Annotated in this window: 21 protein-coding genes; 13 read left to right on the forward strand and 8 right to left on the reverse strand. The window is 65.4% G+C overall.

Features of this window, described 5'->3' with window-relative positions:
• Positions 1–80 precede the first annotated feature (80 nt).
• Both HYH08_RS12830 and HYH08_RS12835 read left to right on the forward strand, forming a co-directional pair.
• Entirely contained in the window at positions 81–869 is a 789-nt protein-coding gene (locus HYH08_RS12830) for a DUF899 domain-containing protein (RefSeq protein WP_220010169.1), read from the forward strand.
• The gene (locus tag HYH08_RS12835) at positions 862–1,149 is read left to right on the forward strand and encodes a hypothetical protein (RefSeq protein ID WP_220010170.1); all 288 of its coding nucleotides are present in this window, start codon (positions 862–864) and stop codon (positions 1,147–1,149) included. The genes HYH08_RS12830 and HYH08_RS12835 overlap by 8 nt, the downstream gene beginning before the upstream one ends.
• Here the strand turns inward: HYH08_RS12835 and HYH08_RS12840 are convergent.
• The 3 genes from HYH08_RS12840 to HYH08_RS12850 form a co-directional block, all read right to left on the reverse strand.
• Positions 1,133–1,639 (reverse strand): GNAT family N-acetyltransferase, encoded by a 507-nt coding sequence (locus HYH08_RS12840; RefSeq protein WP_220010171.1) that lies wholly within the window; start codon positions 1,637–1,639, stop codon positions 1,133–1,135. The genes HYH08_RS12835 and HYH08_RS12840 overlap by 17 nt on opposite strands.
• Before the next feature lie 84 nt (positions 1,640–1,723).
• Complete coding sequence (locus HYH08_RS12845) at positions 1,724–2,137, reverse strand: c-type cytochrome (RefSeq protein WP_220010172.1); 414 nt, start codon at positions 2,135–2,137, stop codon at positions 1,724–1,726.
• Between the two features lie 96 nt (positions 2,138–2,233).
• Positions 2,234–2,950, reverse strand: a complete 717-nt coding sequence (locus HYH08_RS12850; protein WP_220010173.1) for a L,D-transpeptidase — start codon at positions 2,948–2,950, stop codon at positions 2,234–2,236.
• 275 nt (positions 2,951–3,225) lie between these two features.
• Here HYH08_RS12850 and HYH08_RS12855 point away from each other — a divergent pair, with 275 nt between their 5' ends.
• From HYH08_RS12855 to HYH08_RS12865, 3 genes are all read left to right on the forward strand, one after another.
• Positions 3,226–4,278 carry a glycosyltransferase family 4 protein gene (locus HYH08_RS12855; protein WP_220010174.1) on the forward strand — a complete coding sequence of 351 codons (1,053 nt, stop codon included), beginning with the start codon at positions 3,226–3,228 and terminating at the stop codon, positions 4,276–4,278.
• A 35-nt stretch (positions 4,279–4,313) separates the two neighbouring features.
• Entirely contained in the window at positions 4,314–5,003 is a 690-nt protein-coding gene (locus HYH08_RS12860) for a class I SAM-dependent methyltransferase (protein WP_220010175.1), read from the forward strand.
• Positions 5,004–5,158: 155 nt separating this feature from the next.
• Positions 5,159–5,818, forward strand: coding sequence for a hypothetical protein (locus HYH08_RS12865; RefSeq protein WP_220010176.1), 660 nt, complete (start codon positions 5,159–5,161; stop codon positions 5,816–5,818).
• Positions 5,819–6,136: 318 nt separating this feature from the next.
• Here HYH08_RS12865 and HYH08_RS12870 read toward each other — a convergent pair whose 3' ends face one another.
• Complete coding sequence (locus HYH08_RS12870; RefSeq protein WP_220010177.1) at positions 6,137–7,801, reverse strand: aminotransferase class III-fold pyridoxal phosphate-dependent enzyme; 1,665 nt, start codon at positions 7,799–7,801, stop codon at positions 6,137–6,139.
• A 35-nt stretch (positions 7,802–7,836) separates the two neighbouring features.
• On the opposite strand from HYH08_RS12870, the gene asd reads away from it, so the two are divergent.
• Positions 7,837–8,700 (forward strand): archaetidylserine decarboxylase, encoded by an 864-nt coding sequence (gene asd, locus HYH08_RS12875; RefSeq protein WP_220010178.1) that lies wholly within the window; start codon positions 7,837–7,839, stop codon positions 8,698–8,700.
• A 66-nt stretch (positions 8,701–8,766) separates the two neighbouring features.
• Positions 8,767–9,342: an NUDIX hydrolase gene (locus HYH08_RS12880; RefSeq protein ID WP_220010410.1), complete on the forward strand. Its 576-nt coding sequence runs from the start codon at positions 8,767–8,769 to the stop codon at positions 9,340–9,342.
• A 285-nt stretch (positions 9,343–9,627) separates the two neighbouring features.
• Here HYH08_RS12880 and HYH08_RS12885 read toward each other — a convergent pair whose 3' ends face one another.
• The gene (locus HYH08_RS12885) at positions 9,628–11,094 is read right to left on the reverse strand and encodes a FecR family protein (RefSeq protein WP_220010411.1); all 1,467 of its coding nucleotides are present in this window, start codon (positions 11,092–11,094) and stop codon (positions 9,628–9,630) included.
• A 188-nt stretch (positions 11,095–11,282) separates the two neighbouring features.
• The gene (locus HYH08_RS12890; protein WP_220010179.1) at positions 11,283–12,071 is read right to left on the reverse strand and encodes a DUF2147 domain-containing protein; all 789 of its coding nucleotides are present in this window, start codon (positions 12,069–12,071) and stop codon (positions 11,283–11,285) included.
• Between the two features lie 210 nt (positions 12,072–12,281).
• Between HYH08_RS12890 and HYH08_RS12895 the strand changes: the two genes are divergently transcribed.
• From HYH08_RS12895 to HYH08_RS12910, 4 genes are read left to right on the forward strand one after another with little or no spacing between them, the layout of a single operon-like run.
• Positions 12,282–13,154 carry a DUF2147 domain-containing protein gene (locus HYH08_RS12895; RefSeq protein ID WP_220010180.1) on the forward strand — a complete coding sequence of 291 codons (873 nt, stop codon included), beginning with the start codon at positions 12,282–12,284 and terminating at the stop codon, positions 13,152–13,154.
• A 56-nt stretch (positions 13,155–13,210) separates the two neighbouring features.
• Positions 13,211–13,528 (forward strand): hypothetical protein, encoded by a 318-nt coding sequence (locus tag HYH08_RS12900; RefSeq protein WP_220010181.1) that lies wholly within the window; start codon positions 13,211–13,213, stop codon positions 13,526–13,528.
• A 48-nt stretch (positions 13,529–13,576) separates the two neighbouring features.
• Positions 13,577–14,782: an extensin-like domain-containing protein gene (locus HYH08_RS12905; protein ID WP_220010182.1), complete on the forward strand. Its 1,206-nt coding sequence runs from the start codon at positions 13,577–13,579 to the stop codon at positions 14,780–14,782.
• A 1-nt stretch (position 14,783) separates the two neighbouring features.
• A complete protein-coding gene (locus HYH08_RS12910; protein WP_220010183.1) occupies positions 14,784–15,371 on the forward strand; it encodes a histidine phosphatase family protein in 588 nt (195 codons plus the stop codon).
• 10 nt (positions 15,372–15,381) lie between these two features.
• Here the strand turns inward: HYH08_RS12910 and HYH08_RS12915 are convergent, their stop codons facing one another.
• The gene (locus HYH08_RS12915) at positions 15,382–15,717 is read right to left on the reverse strand and encodes a DUF6665 family protein (RefSeq protein ID WP_220010184.1); all 336 of its coding nucleotides are present in this window, start codon (positions 15,715–15,717) and stop codon (positions 15,382–15,384) included.
• A gap of 46 nt (positions 15,718–15,763) precedes the next feature.
• Complete coding sequence (locus tag HYH08_RS12920; protein ID WP_220010185.1) at positions 15,764–16,399, reverse strand: TetR/AcrR family transcriptional regulator; 636 nt, start codon at positions 16,397–16,399, stop codon at positions 15,764–15,766.
• Between the two features lie 196 nt (positions 16,400–16,595).
• On the opposite strand from HYH08_RS12920, the gene HYH08_RS12925 reads away from it, so the two are divergent.
• Together HYH08_RS12925 and HYH08_RS12930 are read left to right on the forward strand one after the other, a co-directional pair.
• Positions 16,596–17,903: an HlyD family secretion protein gene (locus tag HYH08_RS12925; RefSeq protein ID WP_220010186.1), complete on the forward strand. Its 1,308-nt coding sequence runs from the start codon at positions 16,596–16,598 to the stop codon at positions 17,901–17,903.
• Between the two features lie 28 nt (positions 17,904–17,931).
• Complete coding sequence (locus HYH08_RS12930) at positions 17,932–19,515, forward strand: DHA2 family efflux MFS transporter permease subunit (RefSeq protein ID WP_220010187.1); 1,584 nt, start codon at positions 17,932–17,934, stop codon at positions 19,513–19,515.
• Positions 19,516–19,890: the final 375 nt, after the last annotated feature.

A 19,890-nucleotide genomic window follows, 5' to 3' on the forward strand; every position in this document is an offset into this window, starting at 1 on the left:
TTACTCCCACCGGCTGGCCGCCCGGTGGCAGAAATCGTTGGCGGCCGACGATGTGCGGTGAGCAGGAGATTTGGAGAGCCATGATGACATCAGCAGAAAAAACCGGAACCAACGCCGCGATGCAAACCCCGCCGGTGGTGTCGCCGCAGGACTGGGAGGCAGCCCGTCAGCAACTGCTCGTGAAGGAGAAGGCGCATACCCGTGCCCGCGACGCGCTCGCCGCCGAGCGCCGGCGCATGCCGTGGATGGAAGTTAGCAAAACCTATGCGTTCGAGGGGCCAGGCGGCAAGGTCAGTCTTGTTGATCTGTTCCAGGGCCGGCGGCAGCTGATCGTGTACCGCGCCTTCTTCGAGCCCGGCGTGTTCGGCTGGCCCGATCATGCCTGCCGCGGCTGTTCCATGGTGGCCGACCAGGTCGCCCATGTCGCGCATCTCAACGCCCGCGACACCACGCTGGTGTTTGCCTCGCGCGCGCCGCAGGCCGACATCGCAAGGCTGAAGCAGCGGATGGGTTGGACCATGCCCTGGGTCACGATCACCGACAGTTTCGATGCGGATTTCGGCGTCGACGAATGGCACGGCACCAACGTGTTCTATCGCGACGGGGATCGCATCTTCCGCACCTATTTCGTCAAGAGCCGCGGCGACGAGCAGATGGGCGGCACCTGGAACTATCTCGACATCACCCCGCTCGGCCGCCAGGAGGTCTGGGAGGACTCGCCGGCCGGCTATCCGCAGACGCCGACCTACAAATGGTGGAACTGGCACGACAGCTACGCCGAAGGCGCCGCGCCCGACAAGAAATGGGTCGAGATCTCCGACGCCGGCGAGAAGGCGTTTCGTCAGGAGGCTGCGGAAGGCCGTGACTAGCATCGTCAGCGCAACGGCCGCCCGCGACGGTGTCGCGGCTGCGCGCCACCTCGCAAGGTGGCTGGCTTTGGCGGCCACGCCGACCTTCGCGATCATGGCCGTGCTGACGGCCGTGATCGGCGCCGGTCCGGCGGATATGCTGTGCGCCGCCGGGCACGGGTCCGGGCTCGGCGGGATGGTGCCGATGTATCTCCTGATGAGCGCGTTTCATTCAGCGGCGTGGTTGAGGCTGATTGCGGAGCGGCGAGGGGCATCGCGCCACGTCAGTCGAAGAACATGACCATCAGGATCTCATCGTAGTACCGGCCGTCAAACTTCAGCGCCTTCACGCCGCGGCCGTATTCGACGAAGCCGGCTGCCGTGTAGAGGCGCAACGCGGCGACGTTCTCGCTGACGACGACGAGATGAAGCTGCTCGACACGCTGTGCGGCGTGCGCCGCGACCGCATCGACGAGCAGGCGGTCGGTGCCGGACTTCCGCGCGTGCGGCCGCACATACATCCCCCAGAGCACCGCCTTGTGCGCGGTCTTCGCACCGTCCTCCCGCCTGAAGCCGGCGGTCCCGACCAGCTCACCCGCGACGAACGCGCCGAACACGTCCGATATCGCGAGGCGCTCCTCGAACCAGGCGAGCGGCTTGTCCTGCTCGCGTTCGAACGTGCTGGTGAAGGCCTCGGGATTGTTGGCGAGGGCTTCCAGCCTGATCGGGCGATAGAGCGCGGCGTCGGCGGGTGTGAGCAGCCGGATTGCTGAAGTCTGAGCGGGCGTCATGACCGTAGAGCAAAACATGACGGTGATGGCGATGCAATTGCCTGTCCTTCATCGAGGCTGGCTCGCCTCTTAGATCGAAGGCGATCACGACGCCGCCTGCAAATAAGCAACGATTTTGCTCGCTTCCTCCGCCGAGATACCGCCATAGGGCTGCATCTTGTTGCCTGACACGACCTCGTCTGGCTTGACCATGAAGCGCGTGAGCTTGTCCGGGTCCCAGATGAATCCGGCGTCCTTCATCGACGGCGAGTAGTTGTAGTTCGGCAGCGAGCCCGCCTTGCGGCCCACGACCTTGTTGAGGTTGGGGCCGAGGCGGTTGTCGCCTTCCTTCACGGAGTGGCAGGTGCGGCAGGAGTTGTTGAAGGCCTGCTGGGCGGCTTCGTCGCTCGCCGGCTGCTGCGCCAGCGATGAGGGTGTGGCGAAGAGCAGCGTCAGCGCTCCGGCGCCGGCGATCGTGCGCAACCATGTGCCGGGCGAAGTTTGCATCTGCGCCTCCATCGGGAATCGCGCCGCAGCACACGTGCGCGATGTCGGGGCAAACGAAAACGGCCCCGGTGGGTTCCGGGGCCGTTTGCGTCAGAATGTCCTGTTTGGTCAGCGCGTCGCGGAGCCGAGGTCGGCGCGGCGCTCGGTCATCGGCAGCACGATCACCTTCGTGCCGACGTTGACGCGGGAGTAGAGGTCGGTGACGTCGTCGTTGGTCAGGCGGATGCAGCCGGACGAGACGTGCTTGCCGATCGTGTCGGGGGCGTTGGTGCCGTGGATGCGGTAGACCGTGCCGCCGAGATACATGGCGCGGGCGCCCAACGGGTTGCCGGGGCCGCCGGCCATGTGGCGCGGCAGATAGGGCTGGCGGGCGATCATTTCCGGCGGCGGGGTCCAATCCGGCCACTCGGCTTTCTTGGTCACCGACTGGACGCCCGACCAGGTGAAGCCGTCGCGGCCGACGCCGATGCCGTAGCGGACGGCCTGGCCGCCTCCGAGCACGTAATAGAGATAGGTGTTGGGCGTATCGATGATGATGGTGCCGGGGGCCTCGCGCGTCGCGTAGGCAACGTTCTGGCGGCGGAAGCGGGCCGGCGTCTCGACCGTGTCCTGATCCTCGGACGGCGTGGTCTGGTAGGTCGGTGCCTGGTAGGGCTGATAGGGCTGGAGCGGCTGCGGCGCGGCCATCGGCGGCAGCGGCTGAAAGAAGGGGAAGAGCTGCACCGGCGCGGCCTTGGCCGGTCCCGCGAACGCGATTGCGGTCACCGCCACCGCACTGAGAGCAACGGCGCGCGAATAATTCCTGAACGTGTCCAGATTGAACATTGGTCGCCCCTGTTTGCTTGGTGTTTCTTCGGTCACCCCGGCACCGTTTCGGTGCTCCGTTGGCTAGATCATTAACGGAAAGAAGTTTCGGGACGTTTGCGCGGAAAACCGAAAACGGTTTCATCGCGGCAAGGATTGTTTCATGACGGTTTCATGGCTGCGCGTGCCCGTTAACGAACAAAACAACGGGCCGACACTTCTGTGACGTCACACGCCTGAAATATCCGTGGTTGATGGTCCTAAGCCGAGAATCATCAAACTCTCGGGATTTCCCCATGCGGGTATTAATCGCGACTGACGCCTGGCATCCGCAGGTCAACGGTGTGGTCCGCACTCTGACCTCGCTCGCCGCTGCCGCCAAGGCGCTCGACGTCGAGATCGACTTTCTGACGCCGGAGGGCTTTCCGTCCTGGCCGCTGCCGACCTATCCGGGCCTGCGCATCGCGCTGCCGAGCCGGAAGGAGATCGCCCGGCGGATCGAGAGGAGCGCGCCGGACGCGCTGCACATCGCCACCGAAGGCCCGATCGGCTGGGCCGCGCGGGCCTATTGCCGCCGCAACGGGCTCGCCTTCACGACGTCCTATACGACGCGCTTTCCGGAATATGTCTCGGTGCGGACCGGCATCCCCGATGCCGTCGGCTATGCCGTGCTGCGCCACTTCCACGATGCCGCCGCCATGACCATGGTGGCGACGCCGTCGCTGCGGCAGGAGTTGTCCGAGCGCGGCTTCAAGCGGCTCGGCTTCTGGACGCGCGGCGTCGACACCGAGCTGTTTCATCCCGACGGTCCCGCCAGGCTTGGCCTGCCCGGCCCGATCTTCATGACCATGGGCCGCGTTGCGGTCGAGAAGAATCTCGAAGCGTTCCTCTCGCTCGATCTGCCCGGCACCAAGGTCGTCGTCGGCGACGGCCCGCAGAAGGCCGCGCTGGAGAAGAAATATCCCGACGCGGTCTTCCTTGGCGAGAAGAAGGGCGCGGATCTCACTGCGCATCTCGCTGCGGCCGACGTGTTCGTGTTTCCGAGCCTGACCGATACGTTTGGTGTCGTGCAGCTCGAAGCGCTCGCCTGCGGCACGCCGGTCGCGGCGTTCCCGGTGACCGGTCCAAAGGACGTCATCGCCGATCACCCGATCGGCGCGATCGACCACGATTTACGCGTCGCCTGCCTGCGCGCGCTGACCATGTCGCGCGAGACCTGCCGCAATTTTGCGCTGGAGCGCTCCTGGGACAACAGCGCGCGCCAGTTCGTCGGAAACCTCACCTCACTTCAGCCCAGCCGCGTCCTGCGCGCCTCGCCGATCATGGCGCGGCGGCCGGTGCGCGGTTGATCCAAAACGTTTGACCCACAGCGAGAACCTCATCGATGGCTAAGATCATGAACCTTGACGGCACCCAGCAGCTCGACCTCACCCGTGGCTCGGTCGAGCAGGCCTATGACCGCTGGGCGCCCGTTTACGATCTCGTGTTCGGCGGTGTGTTCGCCAAGGGCCGCCAGGCCGCGATCGCAGCCACTAACAAAATTGGGGGCCGCGTGCTCGAAGTCGGCGTCGGTACCGGCATCTCGCTGCCGCTCTATGCCCCGAACCTGCGCATCTTCGGCACCGACATTTCGGACGCGATGCTCGACAAGGCCCGCCGGCGCGTTCGCGAGGGCAACCTCAAGAACGTCGAGGGCCTCGCGGTGATGGACGCGGAGAAGCTCGAATTCCCCGACAATTCCTTCGATGTGGTGATGGCGCAGTATGTCGTCACGGCGGTGCCGAACCCCGAGAAGGCGCTCGACGAATTCGCCCGCGTGCTGCGTCCGGGCGGCGAGCTGATCATCCTGACCCGCGTCAGCGCCGACACCGGCATGCGCCGTTTCATCGAGCAGAAGCTGCAGCCGGTGGTGCGTCCGCTCGGCTTCCGCACCGCCGAGTTCGCCTGGTCGCGTTATGCCAAATGGCTCTCTGGCGCCGATGGCATCGAGCTCGCCGAGCGCCGCCTGATTCCGCCGCTCGGCCATTTCTCGCTGGTGCGCTTCCGCAAGGTCGACGTCGCCAAGGCGGCCTGAGCAAGGCCGAGTGAGAGCGGCGGTTCGCTTCGTCGCTCACGCGTTCGCGTGCGTCATCGCGCCGCTGCACATCGTCACATGACAAAATGATGATGTCACATGGCGTACATCGAATCCCTGTAAATCCTGAACCCGAAAGCATTTTGGGGGAGAGCATGATCAAGAATTATCTCGAGCAGCTGCGGATCCAGCGCTGGGACGACCATCGCTACTATCACCACAGCCGCATCAATCAGAGCCTGCATTTCGTCAGCGCGCTGAGCTTCCTCTTCGCCTATGTCTGGCTGTTCGTCGATCCCATGATCTCCGCGCTGGTCGGCTGGCTGGTCTCGATGACCTCGCGCCAGGCCGGTCACTTCTTCTTCGAGCCGCATGATTACGACCACATCAACCAGGCGACGCACGAGTACAAGGAAGAGATCAAGGTCGGCTACAACCTTCAGCGCAAGGTGGTGCTGATGGCGATCTGGGCGCTGTCGCCGCTGGTGCTGGTCGTCGATCCCACCCTGTTCGGCCTGTTCACGCCCTGGGCGAGCGCGACCGACTTCATGCGTCAGGTCGCAAAGATCTGGTTGGTGATCGGCGGCGGCGGTCTGCTGTTCCGCACGGTGCACCTGTTCTTCATCCGCGACGTCGAGACGGGCCTCGTCTGGATGACCAAGATCCTGACCGACCCCTTCCACGACCTGATGCTCTATCGCAGCGCTCCGCTCGCTTTGATGCGCGGCGAGCTGATGGACCCCGGCCTGCACCTCAACCCCGAGCACACGCTGGGCCTCATCTCCGAGCCCGTGCTCGAAGAGCAGCACGCCTGAGCCGGCCGTCGCGCAGTCTTCGAATGTCGATGGTTTACGTCATGCCCGGCCTTGTGCCGGGCATCCACGTCTTTGGGATACTCTAAGGTGACTCAGTGGAGCCGCGCGCTTTCTTCGCCTCGCCCCGCTTGCGGGGAGAGGCCGGCGCGCGCAGCGCGACGGGTGAGGGGGGCTCTCCGCGGGGGAGCTGCCGACGAATCGTGCGCCAACTCTCACTGTCCCCGCGGAGAGTCCCCCTCACCCCGACCCTCTCCCCGCAAGCGGGGCGAGGGGGAATTGGCAGCGGTGTTCGGGGCGAGTGGTGGGCGGAGCGAAGCCTCAGCGCCCGAAGCGCTTGGCCAGCATCTCTTTCAAGATCTGTCGCTTGATATTCTTGTTGGTGAGCACGCCGTCGTGCCACCAGAAGCCGTCGGCCTTCATCTTCTGCGCAGCGCGGACGAAGCGCTCGGCGACTTCGGCGAAATCGGCGTCGGTGTAGTTCAGGCTGAAGATCAGCCGGCCGGTGCCGACCCAGCTCAGCGCCAGGCCCTCGGCGCGCAGGTAATATTGCAGCATCCAGTTGTAGCGGGACGGGGTGGTGTATTTCACCGTCCAGATCGACGAGAGATTGGCGAACCGCACCGGCAGGTCGGCCCGCTCCATCATCTCGTTGAGCTGCTTTGCGCGGCCGTTCCAGGTCTCCTCCAGACCGTCATAGACAGCGCGAAAATTCGGGCTGGAGAGCCGGCTCAGGAATTCGTCCATCGCCGTCATGACGTAGGGATGCGAATTGAAGGTGCCGCGGGCGAAGCAGATGTCGGCGGGACGGTCGTCGCGGAAGCGGCGCATCAGCTCGCGTCTGCCGCAGACCACGCCGACCGGCAGGCCGCCGGCGAGGCTCTTGCCGTAGGTCACCATGTCGGCATTCACGCCGAAATATTCCTGGGCGCCGCCGGCGGCGAGACGGAAGCCGACGAACACCTCGTCGAAGATCAGCACGATGCCGCATTGGTCGCAGACCTCGCGCAGCTTCTTCAGCCATTCGGTGTAGGCCGCGCGGTCGAAATGGCCGCCGCGGGAGCTGTCGACCAGCGAGGAATCGCCGGGCGCGTTGCCGTTCGGATGCAGGCCCTGCAGCGGATTGACCAGCACGCAGGCGATGTCCTTGCGTGTGCGCAGCACGTGCAGCGTCTTCTCGGACATCTCGGCGAGGGTGTAGGTTTCGTGCGCGGCGATCGGGTTGCCGACGCCGGGCTGCACGTCGCCCCACCAGCCGTGATAGGCGCCGGCGAAGCGAACCAGATGCGTGCGCTTGGTGTGGTAGCGCGCCAGCCGCACCGCCTGCATGACGGCTTCGGTGCCGGACATGTGAAACGAGACCTCGTCGAGGCCCGATATCCGGCAGAGCCGCTGCACGTTCTCGAGGATGACGGGGTGGTAGGGGCCGAGCACGGGACCCAGCGCATGCGCGCGCTTCTCGGAGCTCTCGATGCACTCCTTGTAGAAATCGTTGCCGAAGATGTTAACGCCGTAGGAGCCCGTGAGGTCGTAGGCGGTGTTGCCGTCGACATCGGTGACGGTGACGCCGCTCGAGGACTCCATGAAGGTCGAGGTGCCCAGATGCTCGCGGACGAGACGCGAGAACTGGAACGGCACGCGGTAGCTCTCGGTGAAGTTCAGGTCGGAGATGGTCTCCGCCGCTTCCTTCGTCATCGCGCGCCCCTTCGGGTAGCGCTCGGCGTAGAGCTTGGCGAGGCGGAAGAAGGCATCCTTGCGCTGCTTCACCACGTCGTCGGGCGCGCCATCGCAGCCGAAATATTTGTCGCCCTCGAACTCGTAGAACGGCAGCAGCTTTGCCACCCGGCGCGACATCTTGGAGTGCCCGGCGAGCGAGCGATGCTTGGCGCGGGACAATTCGACCCGCGCCTTGAGCTTCGGGAAGACGGCGGCAGCGGACGCTGCGGCGGCCACGGAAAATGAGAGAATCGGGAGTGTCGTTTCCATGACAACAAGCGCTAATACTGTGAGCTGACAGATTCATGACAGTCAAAGCCCTCATCGCCTCTTTCACCCAGCAGGAAGACCTCAACTTCCTGTTGACCAACCGCATCCCCCGCGCGGCCCTGACCCGCTTCATGGGCTGGTTCTCCAAGATCGAGAATCCCTTCGTGCGGGACGTCTCCATCGCGCTCTGGAAGCTGTTCTCCGACCTCGATCTGTCGGAGGCGAAGAAGACCCATTTCAACAGCCTGCACGATTGCTTCACCCGGGAGTTGCAGCCGGGCCTGCGGCCGTTCGATGCTGACCCTTCCGTGGTTGCCAGCCCGTCCGACGGCATCGTCGGTGCGCACGGACGGATCGCCGACACCGAGCTGTTCCAGGTCAAGGGCGCGCCCTATTCGCTGCTCGATCTGCTCGGCGATTCCGCGCTGGTCGACCAGCATCGCAACGGCAGCTTCGTCACGTTGCGGCTGACCTCGAGCATGTATCACCGCTTCCATGCGCCGTTCGACGCGCATATCGAGCGCGTCACGCTGATCCATGGCGATGTCTGGAACGTCAACCCGATCGCCTTGAAGCGGGTCGAGCGGCTGTTCTGCAAGAACGAGCGCGCGGTGATCCGCACGCGTCTAGCGACCGGCGAGGCGGTGACGCTGGTGCCGGTTGCGGCGATCCTGGTTGCGAGCATCCGGCTGCACTTCCTCGACAGGGTGCTGAACGCGCAGACGCGCGGGCCGGTGAATTTCCCCTGCGACGTCAACGTCAGCAAGGGCGAGGAGCTCGGCTGGTTCGAGCACGGCTCGACCATCATCATCCTGGCGCCCGGTGATTTCAAATTCGCCGACGGCATCGTCGAGGGCACGCGCATTCGCGCCGGTCAAGCGCTGTTGACGCGAAACTAGCCTTCAATCCGCCGGCCCCGCCGCCTATATGGTCGGCGGGGACGAATCGACAGTACGGGTTGGATGATGGCGCGGGCGCCGGTGATGGCGGCGGGTGGGATTGTGCTGCGGCATGGAGCTGTGCCGCTGATCGCCATCGTGCGCCAGCGCAAACGTAACGAATGGGTTTTACCCAAGGGCAAGCTCGACGACGGCGAGACACCCAGGGAAGCCGCGCACCGCGAGGTGCTGGAAGAGACCGGCCACGAGGTCACCATCCACGAATTCCTGGGCACGATGGCCTATCAGTCCGGCGGCCGCTCCAAGATCGTGCATTTCTGGCGGATGGAGGCCGAGGGCGGCCCGGTCCGCAAGCTGATGAACGACATCAAGGCGGTGGACTGGCTGACGCTGGACGACGCGCTCGCCCGGCTGTCGCGCGAATATGAGCGCGCATTCCTGACCCAGATCGGCCCGATCGCAATTGCCGCGGCGGGGCTGGCGTCGTCACCCGCGCCCGAGCCTGTTGTCGAGCCGATGCTCGGTGCCGACGACATCGGTGCAACGTTGCAGACGTTGACGCCGGCCGAGGCTGCTTCGGTCGACGAACTGCGGCACGGCCTGTTGCAGAAGGTGAAGGCCTGGCTGCGCGGCGAGGCGTGAGGTCTCTTTACCTCTCTCCGCCCTTCAGCGGGGAGAGGTCGGATCGTCCCGGCGATGCAAAGCATCGTCCGGCGCGATCCGGGTGAGGGGCATGGCGCGCTGTTGCAGAACTGAAAGTCCATCCGACTCGTACGATAACGTTCGAGCTGAGTGCTTCGCTTTCAATTGAAATCGAGCTCGCGGAAGCAGCCCCTTGCCCCAACCCTCTTAGCGCGAGCGAAGCTCGTCGCGGCCCCGCAAGGGCGGGGCGAGAGAGCGCACCGGCGGTGTGGCGCGCTCTACGTTCTACCGCCGCTCTTTCTTCTCCTTCGGCGCGGGCACCGGTTTGCGCGGCGCTGCGGGGCGTGGTGCGGCGGGGAGGCGCTGCTGGAAGCCGCCCGGTCGCTGCAGGCCCGGCTGCTGGGCTGCGGGCGGCAGGCCCGGCTGCAATCCGGTGCGCGGGGTTTGCGGAGGTGGTGTCGTGCTCGGCGGCACGGCTCCGCCGGGCTGGGCGGGAGTCTGGCCGGTGCGAGACGGCTGGGTCTGTGGCGCGCCGCCGGGTTGCGTGCCCGGTCCGGTGCGCGGCGCACCTGACGGTTGGCCGGCGCCTTGCTGCCCGGGTTGCTGCGGACCTTGCTGCTGCTGGCGGCGCTGCCCTTGACCTGCGCGCTGGCCGCCCGGCTGCGCGGCGCCGCCTTGTTGTTGGCCCTGCCGCTGCGGCGGCTGCGCGCCTGGCTGTGTTCCTTGCCGGCCCGGCGTGCCTGGCTGCTGCTGACCCGAACGGTTGTTCTGACCGGGCTGGCCATTCGGCCGCTGCGGTCGCTGCTGGCTAGGCGCGGGCCGCAATTGCTGTTGCTGCGGCGGCTGGGCCGGGCGCGGAATGCGGCTGATCGCAGCCGGATTGGCGCGGCGGAAGTCGCGCTGCTCGGTGACGATCTGCCGGCCCGTGGTCTGCGCGAGGTGCACCTGGCTGACGAAGCCGCGGTCGCGCGCGATCTGCTGCGCCGGAATCGTGATCGGCACGGCGGCAAAGCGCATGCCGCCAGCGCCGCCAGTGCCCGGGCGGATCGCAAAGCCGCTGGCGGCTTGCGTCAGCGCGCCGAGCCGCGTGCCGCTGGTGCGGTCGTTGACCTCGATGTGGCCGACCCGGCCGTCGGCATCGGGGTAGAGCTTGATGTTGACGTTGTTCGCCGTGGTCGCGTTCTCGGGCACGTCGACGACGCCGGTGGTGCCGCGGATGCCGAGCGTCGCGGTCGGGGTTGCGATCTTCATGTCGCCGGTCTTCGCCACCGCCGCGGCAACGAAGGCGACGGTGCCCTTGCCGATGTCGAAGATCGCCGAGTTCTGCTTGCCGCCGTCTTCATAGACGTAATTGTCGATGGTGATCTTCGCGCTGGCGGAGAGGTTGAACGTGGTGGCGTCGTTGAAGGTGATGCCGAGCGAGGAGTTCGACGAGGTCTGCACGACGTCGTTGAGATAGATGTCGTCGCGCACTTTCAGCGGATAGGAATTCTTGTCGCGGATCACGGTCGCGATCCCCGTGACGGTTGCGACGTTGCCGATCGGCTCGACGGCGGCCGGTTGCGCGTCGGCCGCAGGCGCCGGAGAGGCTGCTTGTGTCGGGGACGGTGCAGGGGAAGGCGCAGGCGTCGGCTGCGCTTGTGGCTGTACTTGCGCGAGCTCGATTGTTTCGGATGCAGATGCGGCGCTCGCGCCGGCCAGCGGCAAGGCCAGCAGCGGAGCAGCAAGCACGATGCGGCGCCAAGCCACCATCAAAGCCACGAATGAGGTCCCGGTGAGAACGCGAGGCGAGGTCTGCCGATATCAGCCGGAGCTTGCTGAATGGCGGATGAACATGCGTCGCACAGAGCAGGCGAACGTTCAACGCCACGTCCCGCTGTCAGGGACGTGGCGCCATCATAAGAACAAGAAGGCTTGTCAGCCGCGACGCGCTTCGCGCGTCAGCTCACGCGCTTCCAGGTCTGGCCGCCGCAGAACATGCCGCCGAAGGCGCAGCCCTGCACGCGCATCGCATTCGGGCCCTTCATCGCGATCGTGGAGTCGTAGTTGCGGCCGGAGTCGGGATCGTGGATGCGGCCGCTCCACTTGGCGCCGTCGGGCTTCATGTTGATCAGGATGCGCTCGTTGGTCTTCTCGGCATAGCCGCACAGATTGGGGCCGCACTGCTCGACACGGACATTGCCCTTGTTTTCTTCGGTCGCCCAGACGCCGATCGGCGTGTTGGCGATCTGCACGGGCGCTGCGGCAACCGGCGCCGGCGCGGGCACGTAAGCAGGCGCGGGCGCTGCCACAACGGGCGCCGGAGCCACAACGGGCGCGGGCTGGGCGGTGTTGTCGTAACCGGCGGCCGGAGCGGCAGCAACAGTCGCGGCGGGAGCCGCGGGGGCGACGGCCGCAGGCATTGCCGGCGCGGTCGCCTGGACCGTCGGCGGCAGCACGGGTTGCTGCTGCACCGGAGCAGGCTGCGCGGTGGTCGCGGCCGGAGCCGGCGTGGTGTCGGAATCATCGTCCTTGGAGCCGAGGCCCTTGAGGTTGATGTTGTTCAGCTTGATCGGCTTGTCCGACAGGCCAGGGGCGACGATGGTCACGCAATTGAGCGAGGCGCAGTTGCGCGGCGTCTCGATGCGGATGTGCTGGCCCTCGATCTGGAACGAGATCGTGTTGCCGGCATGGGCGGCGGCGGTCGAAGCCAGCAAGAGCGCGGTGGCGGCGATGGTGAGCTTGTTCATGACAACCTCCGAAGATGGCGTGGTCCCGATGTGGACGGAGTCGCCGGTGGATGAAGCGTGGTTCGACCCTATGCCGGGCCGGTCGCGTCTTCTGTGATGGGTGTCACAAGAGGGTGGCGCCCTCCCAAGAGAGTTCTTGAGTGAGGCAGCGCACATTCAGCCGCGGTTTCATCTGCGCAATCTCGTCGCGGCACAGAGGGGGAGACGCCGATGACGCGGCTTGTGACTTCGCTTGGCATCGTGATCGCACTGACGGTAACGGCGACGACGGCGCAGGCCGGTTCCTACTCCTTCTCGATCGGCGGTCATCGCTTCCGTATCGAGGCGCCCAGGAATTGCCGCTCCACTTCCTGTGTTTCGATATCTGAGCGCAGCTTGCGGACGACGGACGATGTCGCCACCGCGCCGCTGCCTGCGCCCGCACCGGTGGTTCAGGCGCCGCCGCCGGTCTATGCGGTTGCCCCGGTGAGGCCTGTGCAAGCGACGGTCGTCGCTCCGCCGCCGGTGCCGCCGGCTCCCGTCCTTGCCGCCACGACGTCACAGCCCGTCGTGCCGCCGCCCGCGCCAAAGGTCGATGTGCCGAGCCCGAATCCGCCGCGGGTCGAACTGTCACGGCTGGAGCCGCCGAAGACGATTGCAATGACACCCGACCCGCCGCAGGCGGAGCCGCCGCCTGCGGACCTCAGGTTCATGCCGGCCAGGACCGGCGCGAAGACCAGTGACGACGAGCCTGCCTATCTGCCGCTCGGACAATGGGAGAGCGATGGCGCCAAGGGCGTGGTCCGCATCGAACGTTGTGGCCCTGCGCTATGTGGCTACGTCCTGACCGAAACATCGAGCCGCGGCGAGAGCGTGCTCGTCAACATGAAGCCGAAAGCGCACGACGCCTGGGCCGGCAGCATCTACAGCCGCTCCAGCGGCAATACCTATTATGGGACCATGACGCTGAAGAGTTCTGGAAAGCTCTATGTCGAAGCCTGTGCGCTCGGCCGCTTCTGGTGCTCCGGCAATGACTGGACGCGGGTCGAGGAGCGGCGCGAGCCGGTGATCACGACGTCGCGGCAGTGGGGCGCAAGATCGTGATGCTTCTTTCCTTCACAAGCAAAGAATCGTAGGGTGGGCAAAGGCGCACTTGCGCCGTGCCCACCATCTCTCTCGATCACAAAATTTGCGTGGGCACGCTTCGCTTTGCCCACCCTACGAGACCTTCAATTGAGGTGGTGTCAAAGTCGCTAGATCATGCCGAGCACGATGGCGCCGACGAAGGCCATGGCGAGGTACGCGGTGATGACGCTCAGTCTCCCGGTGAACGTCATGAGGTGGCTCCCTCCATGCGCGCTGCTCTTCGCGCAGGATCGTGGTTAACAGAAAGTGCGCTCTGGAAAAAGTCAGACTTGCTGTCGCTCGTCTTCGGCGGCAACCGGCGTGGCATGGCCGGTATGGTTAAAGAACACTGAAATCAACGTGTTGAAGAGTCTTTAAGTAAATTCATCGAACCTGCGTGCATGACGCGCGGAGTTCGTTTGTATCTCGTCGGCTCCATCGTCCTTGTTTCGCTTGCGGGTTGCGGACGCGGCTTATTCCAGGCCGAACGTGAACCGTGGCGGGCCGAGGCCGAAGCCGCATGCCTGAAATCGGGCGCGGTGAAGGAGGGACCGGATCTCGTCCGCATCGATCCGATCTCGGGCCCCGGCATGTGCGGCGCCGAATATCCGCTGAAGGTTGCCGCCATCGGCGAGGCCTTGGGCAGCTACGGCTTTGCCGATGAGGAGTTGCGTCCGCCGGGGAGCGTCGGCAACCAGCCGCGCTGGCCGGTGCAGCCGCAGTCGAATTATCCGCAGGGCCAGAGTTATCCGGCATCGTCCTATCCGCAGCGCTCGAACTATCCCGAAAGCGCAGTGCGCCAGCCCTCGGGCTATGGCGCGCAGTCTGGACCGATGTCGCTGAACGCGCCCGGCGTGGCGCCGCAGGAAGACGAGATCGACCTGCCGCCCGAGGGCACTGATGCGGCCGGCGCCGCGCGCTACATGAATGCGCCGAGCTATCCGGCGCGATCGGCCGCACCTTATTCGCAAGCTCCCGCGCAACAGCCGCTGCCGCGCCTCGGTCCCGCACAGGGCAATCCTGTGACCACCGTCGGTCCGGTCGCGATCAAGCCGACCGCGACGCTGGCCTGTCCGATCGTGTCCGAGCTCGATCGCTGGCTCGCCGACACCGTGCAGCCGTCGGCGATGCGCTGGTTCGGTGCCCGCGTCGTCGAGATCAAGCAGATCTCTGCCTATTCCTGCCGCGGCATGAACGGCAATCCGCATGCCCACATCTCCGAGCATGCTTTCGGCAATGCGCTCGACATCGCCGCTTTCGTGCTCGCCGACGGCCGGCGTGTCACCGTGAAGGACGGCTGGCGCGGCATGCCGGAAGAGCAGGGCTTCCTGCGCGACGTGCAGTCGGGCGCCTGCGCGCATTTCACCACGGTGCTGGCGCCGGGCTCCAACGTCTACCACTACGATCACATCCACGTGGATTTGATGCGCCGCGCCAGCCGCCGCCTGATCTGCCAGCCCGCCGCCGTCTCCGGCGAAGAAGTCGCGGGTCGCGCCCAGCAGCGCAACCCCTATGCCGGCCGGCGCGATCCCTATGTCACGGGCTCGCTCGGTACGCGCAAGAGCACGACGCGCAAGCAGGATGAAGACGATTACGCCGACGATTGAGATGCCCACCGACATCGTCCGCTATCTTACCCACCCGCAGGTGCAAATCGATCCCGCCGTGCCGGTGCCGCAATGGGGCCTCAGCCCGGTCGGTCGCGCGCGCACCGAGGCTGTGGCGCGTGCGGGCTGGCTCGCCGGCACGACGCAAATCATCTCCAGCGGCGAACGCAAGGCGATCGAGACCGCCGAGATCATCGCTCGCCCGCCCGGAATCATGATCGAGATCCGCGAGGCGATGCATGAGAACGACCGCTCGGCGACCGGCTTCCTGAAGCCGACGGAATTCGAACAGGTCGCCGATCAGTTTTTCGCGCAGCCTGATATCAGCGTCCGCGGCTGGGAGCGCGCGGCGGATGCACAAGCGCGCATCGTGCGCGAGGCCGAGGCCGTGCTATCCCGCAATCGTCCCGGCGATGTTCTGTTCGTCGGCCACGGCGCCGTCGGCACGCTGCTGTTCTGCCGCGTCGCCGGCCATCCGATCGATCGCCGTCACGACCAGCCCGCCGGCGGCGGTCACGTCTTTGCCTTCACGCGCGAGACGCGCCAGATCCTGCACGGCTGGCGAAGACTGGAAGAGATGGGAACGTAGCCTTGCGGCATTATTTCGCGACAGGCTTCGACGGGGCGGGAGACAACCCCATGCAGCGCTGCACCTCAGCCGGGACATTGTAGGTGCGCATGATGTGGCGGCTGTCGCGGAGGCCGGTTGCCTCACGCTGCACCACGAACATCCACAGCGCATGGCCGGCTTCCATTACCAGCTTGCGCCGCGCCGGCTGCATCGATGACGGCGTCTCTGCGTTCGCGGCGTCGAACTCGCGCAAGCGCGTCAGCGCCTGCTCGAGGGTGCGGCCCATCCGTCCAAGCGCGGAGGCTTGTTCCTGGACGATCTCATAATGGAGGATATCGACGGGCGGGCGGAGGTCACGGGACATGGCCCGAACATAATGCGGTCAGGCCGGCATCCGCAACGCGTCGCCGTCACTTCGCCCGGTACGCCGCCAGAAACATCCGCGTCGCACTGTCGACCACCTCGGTCATGCGCTGTTCCGACGGCGTCGGCGCGGCCTGGAACACAAAGGGCAGGAACAGCGAGGCCTTGCACAGTTCCATGAACTGCGAGGCCGCAAGGTCGCAATCGTCGATCGTGAGATCGCCGGAGCCGACATGGGCTTTGAGATACTCGGAGAGGCGGTTGATGGTCTTGTCCAGCACCCGCGCATAATAGCGGCGGCCGACATCGGGCATGCGTTCGGCGATCGCCATCACGGTGCGGATCGCCGAACCGCCTCCCGGCCGGCACAGCAGATGGATGTAGGCCTGGCCGAACTCGTTCAGCGTGGTCTCGACGTCGCGGGCGGGATCGAAATTGAACACGACCTGGCCGTGCTGAAGCGCCTCCTGTTCCAGGATGGCTTCGAACAGGGCGCTTTTGTCGGCGAAGTAGACGTAGAGCGTGCCCTTGGAGACCTGCGCCGCCCGGGCGATCTCGCCCATGCTGGCGCCGTCAAAACCCAGATCCATGAACACCTTACGGGCACCGTCCAGGATCTGGCGGCGCTTGGAGCTGTCCTCCTCCTGGATGACGTGCAGATGTTCGCCGGCAGCTACAACCATTGGTTCAGGGTCTCGGAAGGTTTCTGGACAGGGGGCCAACCTAAGAAACGCAAATAAAGGATTCGGGCCAGTAGGGTTATGCCCGGGAATATTATGTATATTGACCGAACCGTTCGGTCAATGATATTTGGGATCAACGAGAAGGGCGGGCCGGAGCTCGGCCGTCCTTGATCGTGCTTTTTTTGGGGAGGCCTTTATGGCCGTATCGAGAGACCAGGCTGCGCGCGTCCTTCGCCAGGAAGCAGTGGAGACGAATTCGGCGAGCGGTGACGCTGCGGCCGGGACGCCCACCGCCATCGGCGAGCAGTTGCGCTCTCATGTGGCCGAGGAAACCAAGCGCCGCACCGGCGATGCGCCGGAGAAGCCCGTGACCGACAAGCCGGCCCCGACCGCACCCGCCGCTGCCGCGCCAAAATCCGGCAAGCGCAAATTCGTCATGATGGGGATCGGCCTCGTGCTGGCGCTCGCGGCCGCGAGCTATGCCGGCTATTACACGCTGGTCGGCCGCTTCTACATCTCGACCGACGACGCCTATGTCCGCGCCAACAACACCATGCTGGGCGCGCGCGTGGCCGGCCACATCTCCTCGGTCCTGGCCGGCGACAACACGACGGTGAAAGCCGGCGACGTCATCTTCCGCATCGACGACGGCGACTACAAGATTGCCGTCGATGCCGCCGCGACCCGCATCGCGACCCAGCAGGCCAGCATCGACCGCATCGGCCGCCAGATTGCCGCGCTCGAGAGCCAGGTCGCGCAGGCCAAGGCGCAGCTCGTCTCGGCCGAAGCCGGCCTCAAGCGCGCCGACCTCGACTATGAGCGCCAGCAGGCGCTGAGCAGCAAGGGCTTTGCCTCGCGCGCCACCTTCGAAAGCTCGGAAGCCGGACGCGACCAGGGCGCCGCCGCGGTCAAGGCCGCGCAGGCCGCCTACGACGTCGCGGTCAGCAATGTCGACGTCACCAGGGCGCAGCAGGCCGAAGCGCAGGCCCAGCTCGCCGAGCTCAAGACCACGCTCGCCAAGGCCGAGCGCGATCTCGCCTTCACCGCGGTGCGCGCGCCGGTCGACGGCACGTTCTCGAACCGCCTCGTCAATGCCGGCGATTTCATCGCGGTCGGCCAGCGCCTCGGCAACGTCGTGCCGCTCGACGAGGTCTATATCGACGCCAATTTCAAGGAAACGCAGCTCAAGCGCATCCGTCCCGGCCAGCCGGTGACGATCAAGGTCGATGCCTATGGCATGCGCAAGTTCAACGGCGTCGTCGACAGCATTGCGGCAGGCTCCGGCTCGGTGTTCACGCTGCTGCCGCCCGACAACGCCACCGGCAACTTCACCAAGATCGTGCAGCGCGTGCCGGTCCGCATCCGCGTGCCGAAATCGGTGGCGAAGCAGAACCTGCTCCGCGCCGGCATGTCGGTCTATGCGACCGTCGACACCAACAAGGGCGCCGCCGACGCCGACAGCGAGGTCGATCTCGACGATCCCACCGCGATTCACCCGCAGTAACCAAATACAAGCGCTGCGAGGTCGGGCCATGGCCAACGCCACCACCGCTTCCCCCGCCATGATGGCGAACCCTGCTCAAGAGCGCATCGCGCCGAAGCGGCTGTTCGCCTTCATCATCATGGTGTTCGGGATGTTCATGTCGATCCTGGACATCCAGATCGTCTCGGCGTCCTTGAGCGAAATCCAGGCCGGCCTTTCGGCGAGTTCGAGCGAGGTCTCCTGGGTCCAGACCGCCTATCTGATCGCCGAAGTGATCGCGATTCCGCTCTCGGGATTCCTGTCGCGTGCCCTCGGCACGCGGCTGCTGTTCGCGATCTCGGCGGCCGGCTTCACCGTGTCGAGCCTGCTGTGCGGCTTCGCCACCACCATCGAGGAGATGATCCTCTGGCGCGCGCTGCAAGGTTTTCTCGGCGCCGGCATGATCCCGACGGTGTTCGCCTCGGCCTATACGGTCTTCCCGCGCTCCAAATTCCACATCGTCGGTCCCATCATCGGTCTCGTTGCGACGCTGGCCCCGACCATCGGCCCGACCGTCGGCGGCTACATCACCGATCTGATGTCGTGGAACTGGCTGTTCTTCATCAACGTCGTGCCGGGCATCGCTATCACGCTCGGAGTGATCGCGCTGGTCGATTTCGACGAGCCGCATTTCGAACTGCTCGACCGCTTCGACTGGTGGGGCCTGTTGTTCATGGCCGGCTTTCTCGGCACGCTCGAATACGTGCTGGAGGAGGGTCCGCAATATGAATGGATGCAGGACACGTCGGTCGCGATCTGCGCCTGGATCTGCGCGATCTCGGCGATCGCCTTCTTCTGGCGCGTGTTCACGGCGGCCGAGCCGATCGTCAATTTGCGCACCTTCTCCAACCGCAATTTCGCGATCGGCTGCCTGCTGCAGTTCTGCATCGGCATCGGCCTCTACGGTCTGACCTACATCTATCCGCGCTACCTTGCCGAGGTGCGCGGCTACAGCGCGTTGATGATCGGCGAGACCATGTTCGTCTCGGGCATCACCATGTTCCTGGTGGCGCCCTTGGTCGGCCGGCTCATGGTCAAGCTCGACATGCGCTACATGATCGCGTTCGGCCTGATCGTGTTCGCGATCGGCTCCTACCAGATGACCTGGATCACCCGCGACTACGATTTCTACGAGCTCTTGGTACCGCAGATCCTGCGCGGCATCGGCATGATGTTCGCGATGGTGCCGACCAACAACATCGCGCTCGGCACGCTGGCGCCTGATAGGGTGAAGAACGCATCCGGCCTGTTCAACCTGATGCGCAATCTCGGCGGCGCCGTCGGCCTTGCCGTCATCAACACCGTGCTCAACGACCGCACGGATCTGCATATCACGCGTCTGCAGGAGCGCGTGACCTGGGGCAACGCCACCGCCACCGAGACCCTGGCCATGCTCCAGCAGAAATTTCAGGGCCTCGGCGATTCCACGTTGATGGCGATGAAGCAGCTCAGCCAGATCGTGCATCGCCAGGCCACGGTGATGAGCTTCGGCGATGCCTTTTTCGTGCTGACGGTGTTCTATCTCGGCCTCAGCCTGCTGGTGACGCTGCTGAACAAGCCGGCCTCGTTGGCGGGCGGCGGCGACGCGCACTAGCTGGCCACAAGGTTGGTGTCATCGTCCGCGAAGGCGGGCGATCCAGTATTCCAGAGGCCGGCGTTGGAGAGCTCGCTCTCACCACATCCGCCGCGGCGTACTGGATCCCCCGCTTTCGCGGAGGATGACAGCGGAGTGTTAAGGCGGCGGCGTTGCGCGACAGCAGCATCCGCACCAAAATGCAACACTCGTCCGTGATCTCGCGGAAGCCCCGTTGCAAACGGCGAACGGCACATCTATAAAGCGCACCTCATTCATTCGAACCGGGGAGAGATTTGCATGATTTCGTCGCATTCGCAGATCGTGCGCCCGTGCTCGATGATGTTCTGGCTCGGTACGTACAAGACCTCCTGAGAGGTCCTTTCCGCCAGCTTC

The organism is Bradyrhizobium sp. BR 10289 (genome assembly GCF_019455385.1).
In the GTDB taxonomy this organism is placed as follows: domain Bacteria; phylum Pseudomonadota; class Alphaproteobacteria; order Rhizobiales; family Xanthobacteraceae; genus Bradyrhizobium.

Bases quoted from the DNA above. Each gene is read 5' to 3' on its own strand.
- HYH08_RS12830 (WP_220010169.1), top strand. From the start codon at position 81: ATGATGACATCAGCAGAAAAAACCGGAACCAACGCCGCGATGCAAACC.
- HYH08_RS12840 (WP_220010171.1), bottom strand. From the start codon at position 1,639: ATGACGCCCGCTCAGACTTCAGCAATCCGGCTGCTCACACCCGCCGAC.
- HYH08_RS12845 (WP_220010172.1), bottom strand. From the start codon at position 2,137: ATGGAGGCGCAGATGCAAACTTCGCCCGGCACATGGTTGCGCACGATC.
- HYH08_RS12850 (WP_220010173.1), bottom strand. From the start codon at position 2,950: ATGTTCAATCTGGACACGTTCAGGAATTATTCGCGCGCCGTTGCTCTC.
- HYH08_RS12855 (WP_220010174.1), top strand. From the start codon at position 3,226: ATGCGGGTATTAATCGCGACTGACGCCTGGCATCCGCAGGTCAACGGT.
- HYH08_RS12860 (WP_220010175.1), top strand. From the start codon at position 4,314: ATGGCTAAGATCATGAACCTTGACGGCACCCAGCAGCTCGACCTCACC.
- HYH08_RS12865 (WP_220010176.1), top strand. From the start codon at position 5,159: ATGATCAAGAATTATCTCGAGCAGCTGCGGATCCAGCGCTGGGACGAC.
- HYH08_RS12870 (WP_220010177.1), bottom strand. From the start codon at position 7,801: ATGGAAACGACACTCCCGATTCTCTCATTTTCCGTGGCCGCCGCAGCG.
- asd (WP_220010178.1), top strand. From the start codon at position 7,837: ATGACAGTCAAAGCCCTCATCGCCTCTTTCACCCAGCAGGAAGACCTC.
- HYH08_RS12880 (WP_220010410.1), top strand. From the start codon at position 8,767: ATGGCGCGGGCGCCGGTGATGGCGGCGGGTGGGATTGTGCTGCGGCAT.
- HYH08_RS12885 (WP_220010411.1), bottom strand. From the start codon at position 11,094: ATGGTGGCTTGGCGCCGCATCGTGCTTGCTGCTCCGCTGCTGGCCTTG.
- HYH08_RS12890 (WP_220010179.1), bottom strand. From the start codon at position 12,071: ATGAACAAGCTCACCATCGCCGCCACCGCGCTCTTGCTGGCTTCGACC.
- HYH08_RS12895 (WP_220010180.1), top strand. From the start codon at position 12,282: ATGACGCGGCTTGTGACTTCGCTTGGCATCGTGATCGCACTGACGGTA.
- HYH08_RS12905 (WP_220010182.1), top strand. From the start codon at position 13,577: ATGACGCGCGGAGTTCGTTTGTATCTCGTCGGCTCCATCGTCCTTGTT.
- HYH08_RS12910 (WP_220010183.1), top strand. From the start codon at position 14,784: ATGCCCACCGACATCGTCCGCTATCTTACCCACCCGCAGGTGCAAATC.
- HYH08_RS12915 (WP_220010184.1), bottom strand. From the start codon at position 15,717: ATGTCCCGTGACCTCCGCCCGCCCGTCGATATCCTCCATTATGAGATC.
- HYH08_RS12920 (WP_220010185.1), bottom strand. From the start codon at position 16,399: ATGGTTGTAGCTGCCGGCGAACATCTGCACGTCATCCAGGAGGAGGAC.
- HYH08_RS12925 (WP_220010186.1), top strand. From the start codon at position 16,596: ATGGCCGTATCGAGAGACCAGGCTGCGCGCGTCCTTCGCCAGGAAGCA.
- HYH08_RS12930 (WP_220010187.1), top strand. From the start codon at position 17,932: ATGGCCAACGCCACCACCGCTTCCCCCGCCATGATGGCGAACCCTGCT.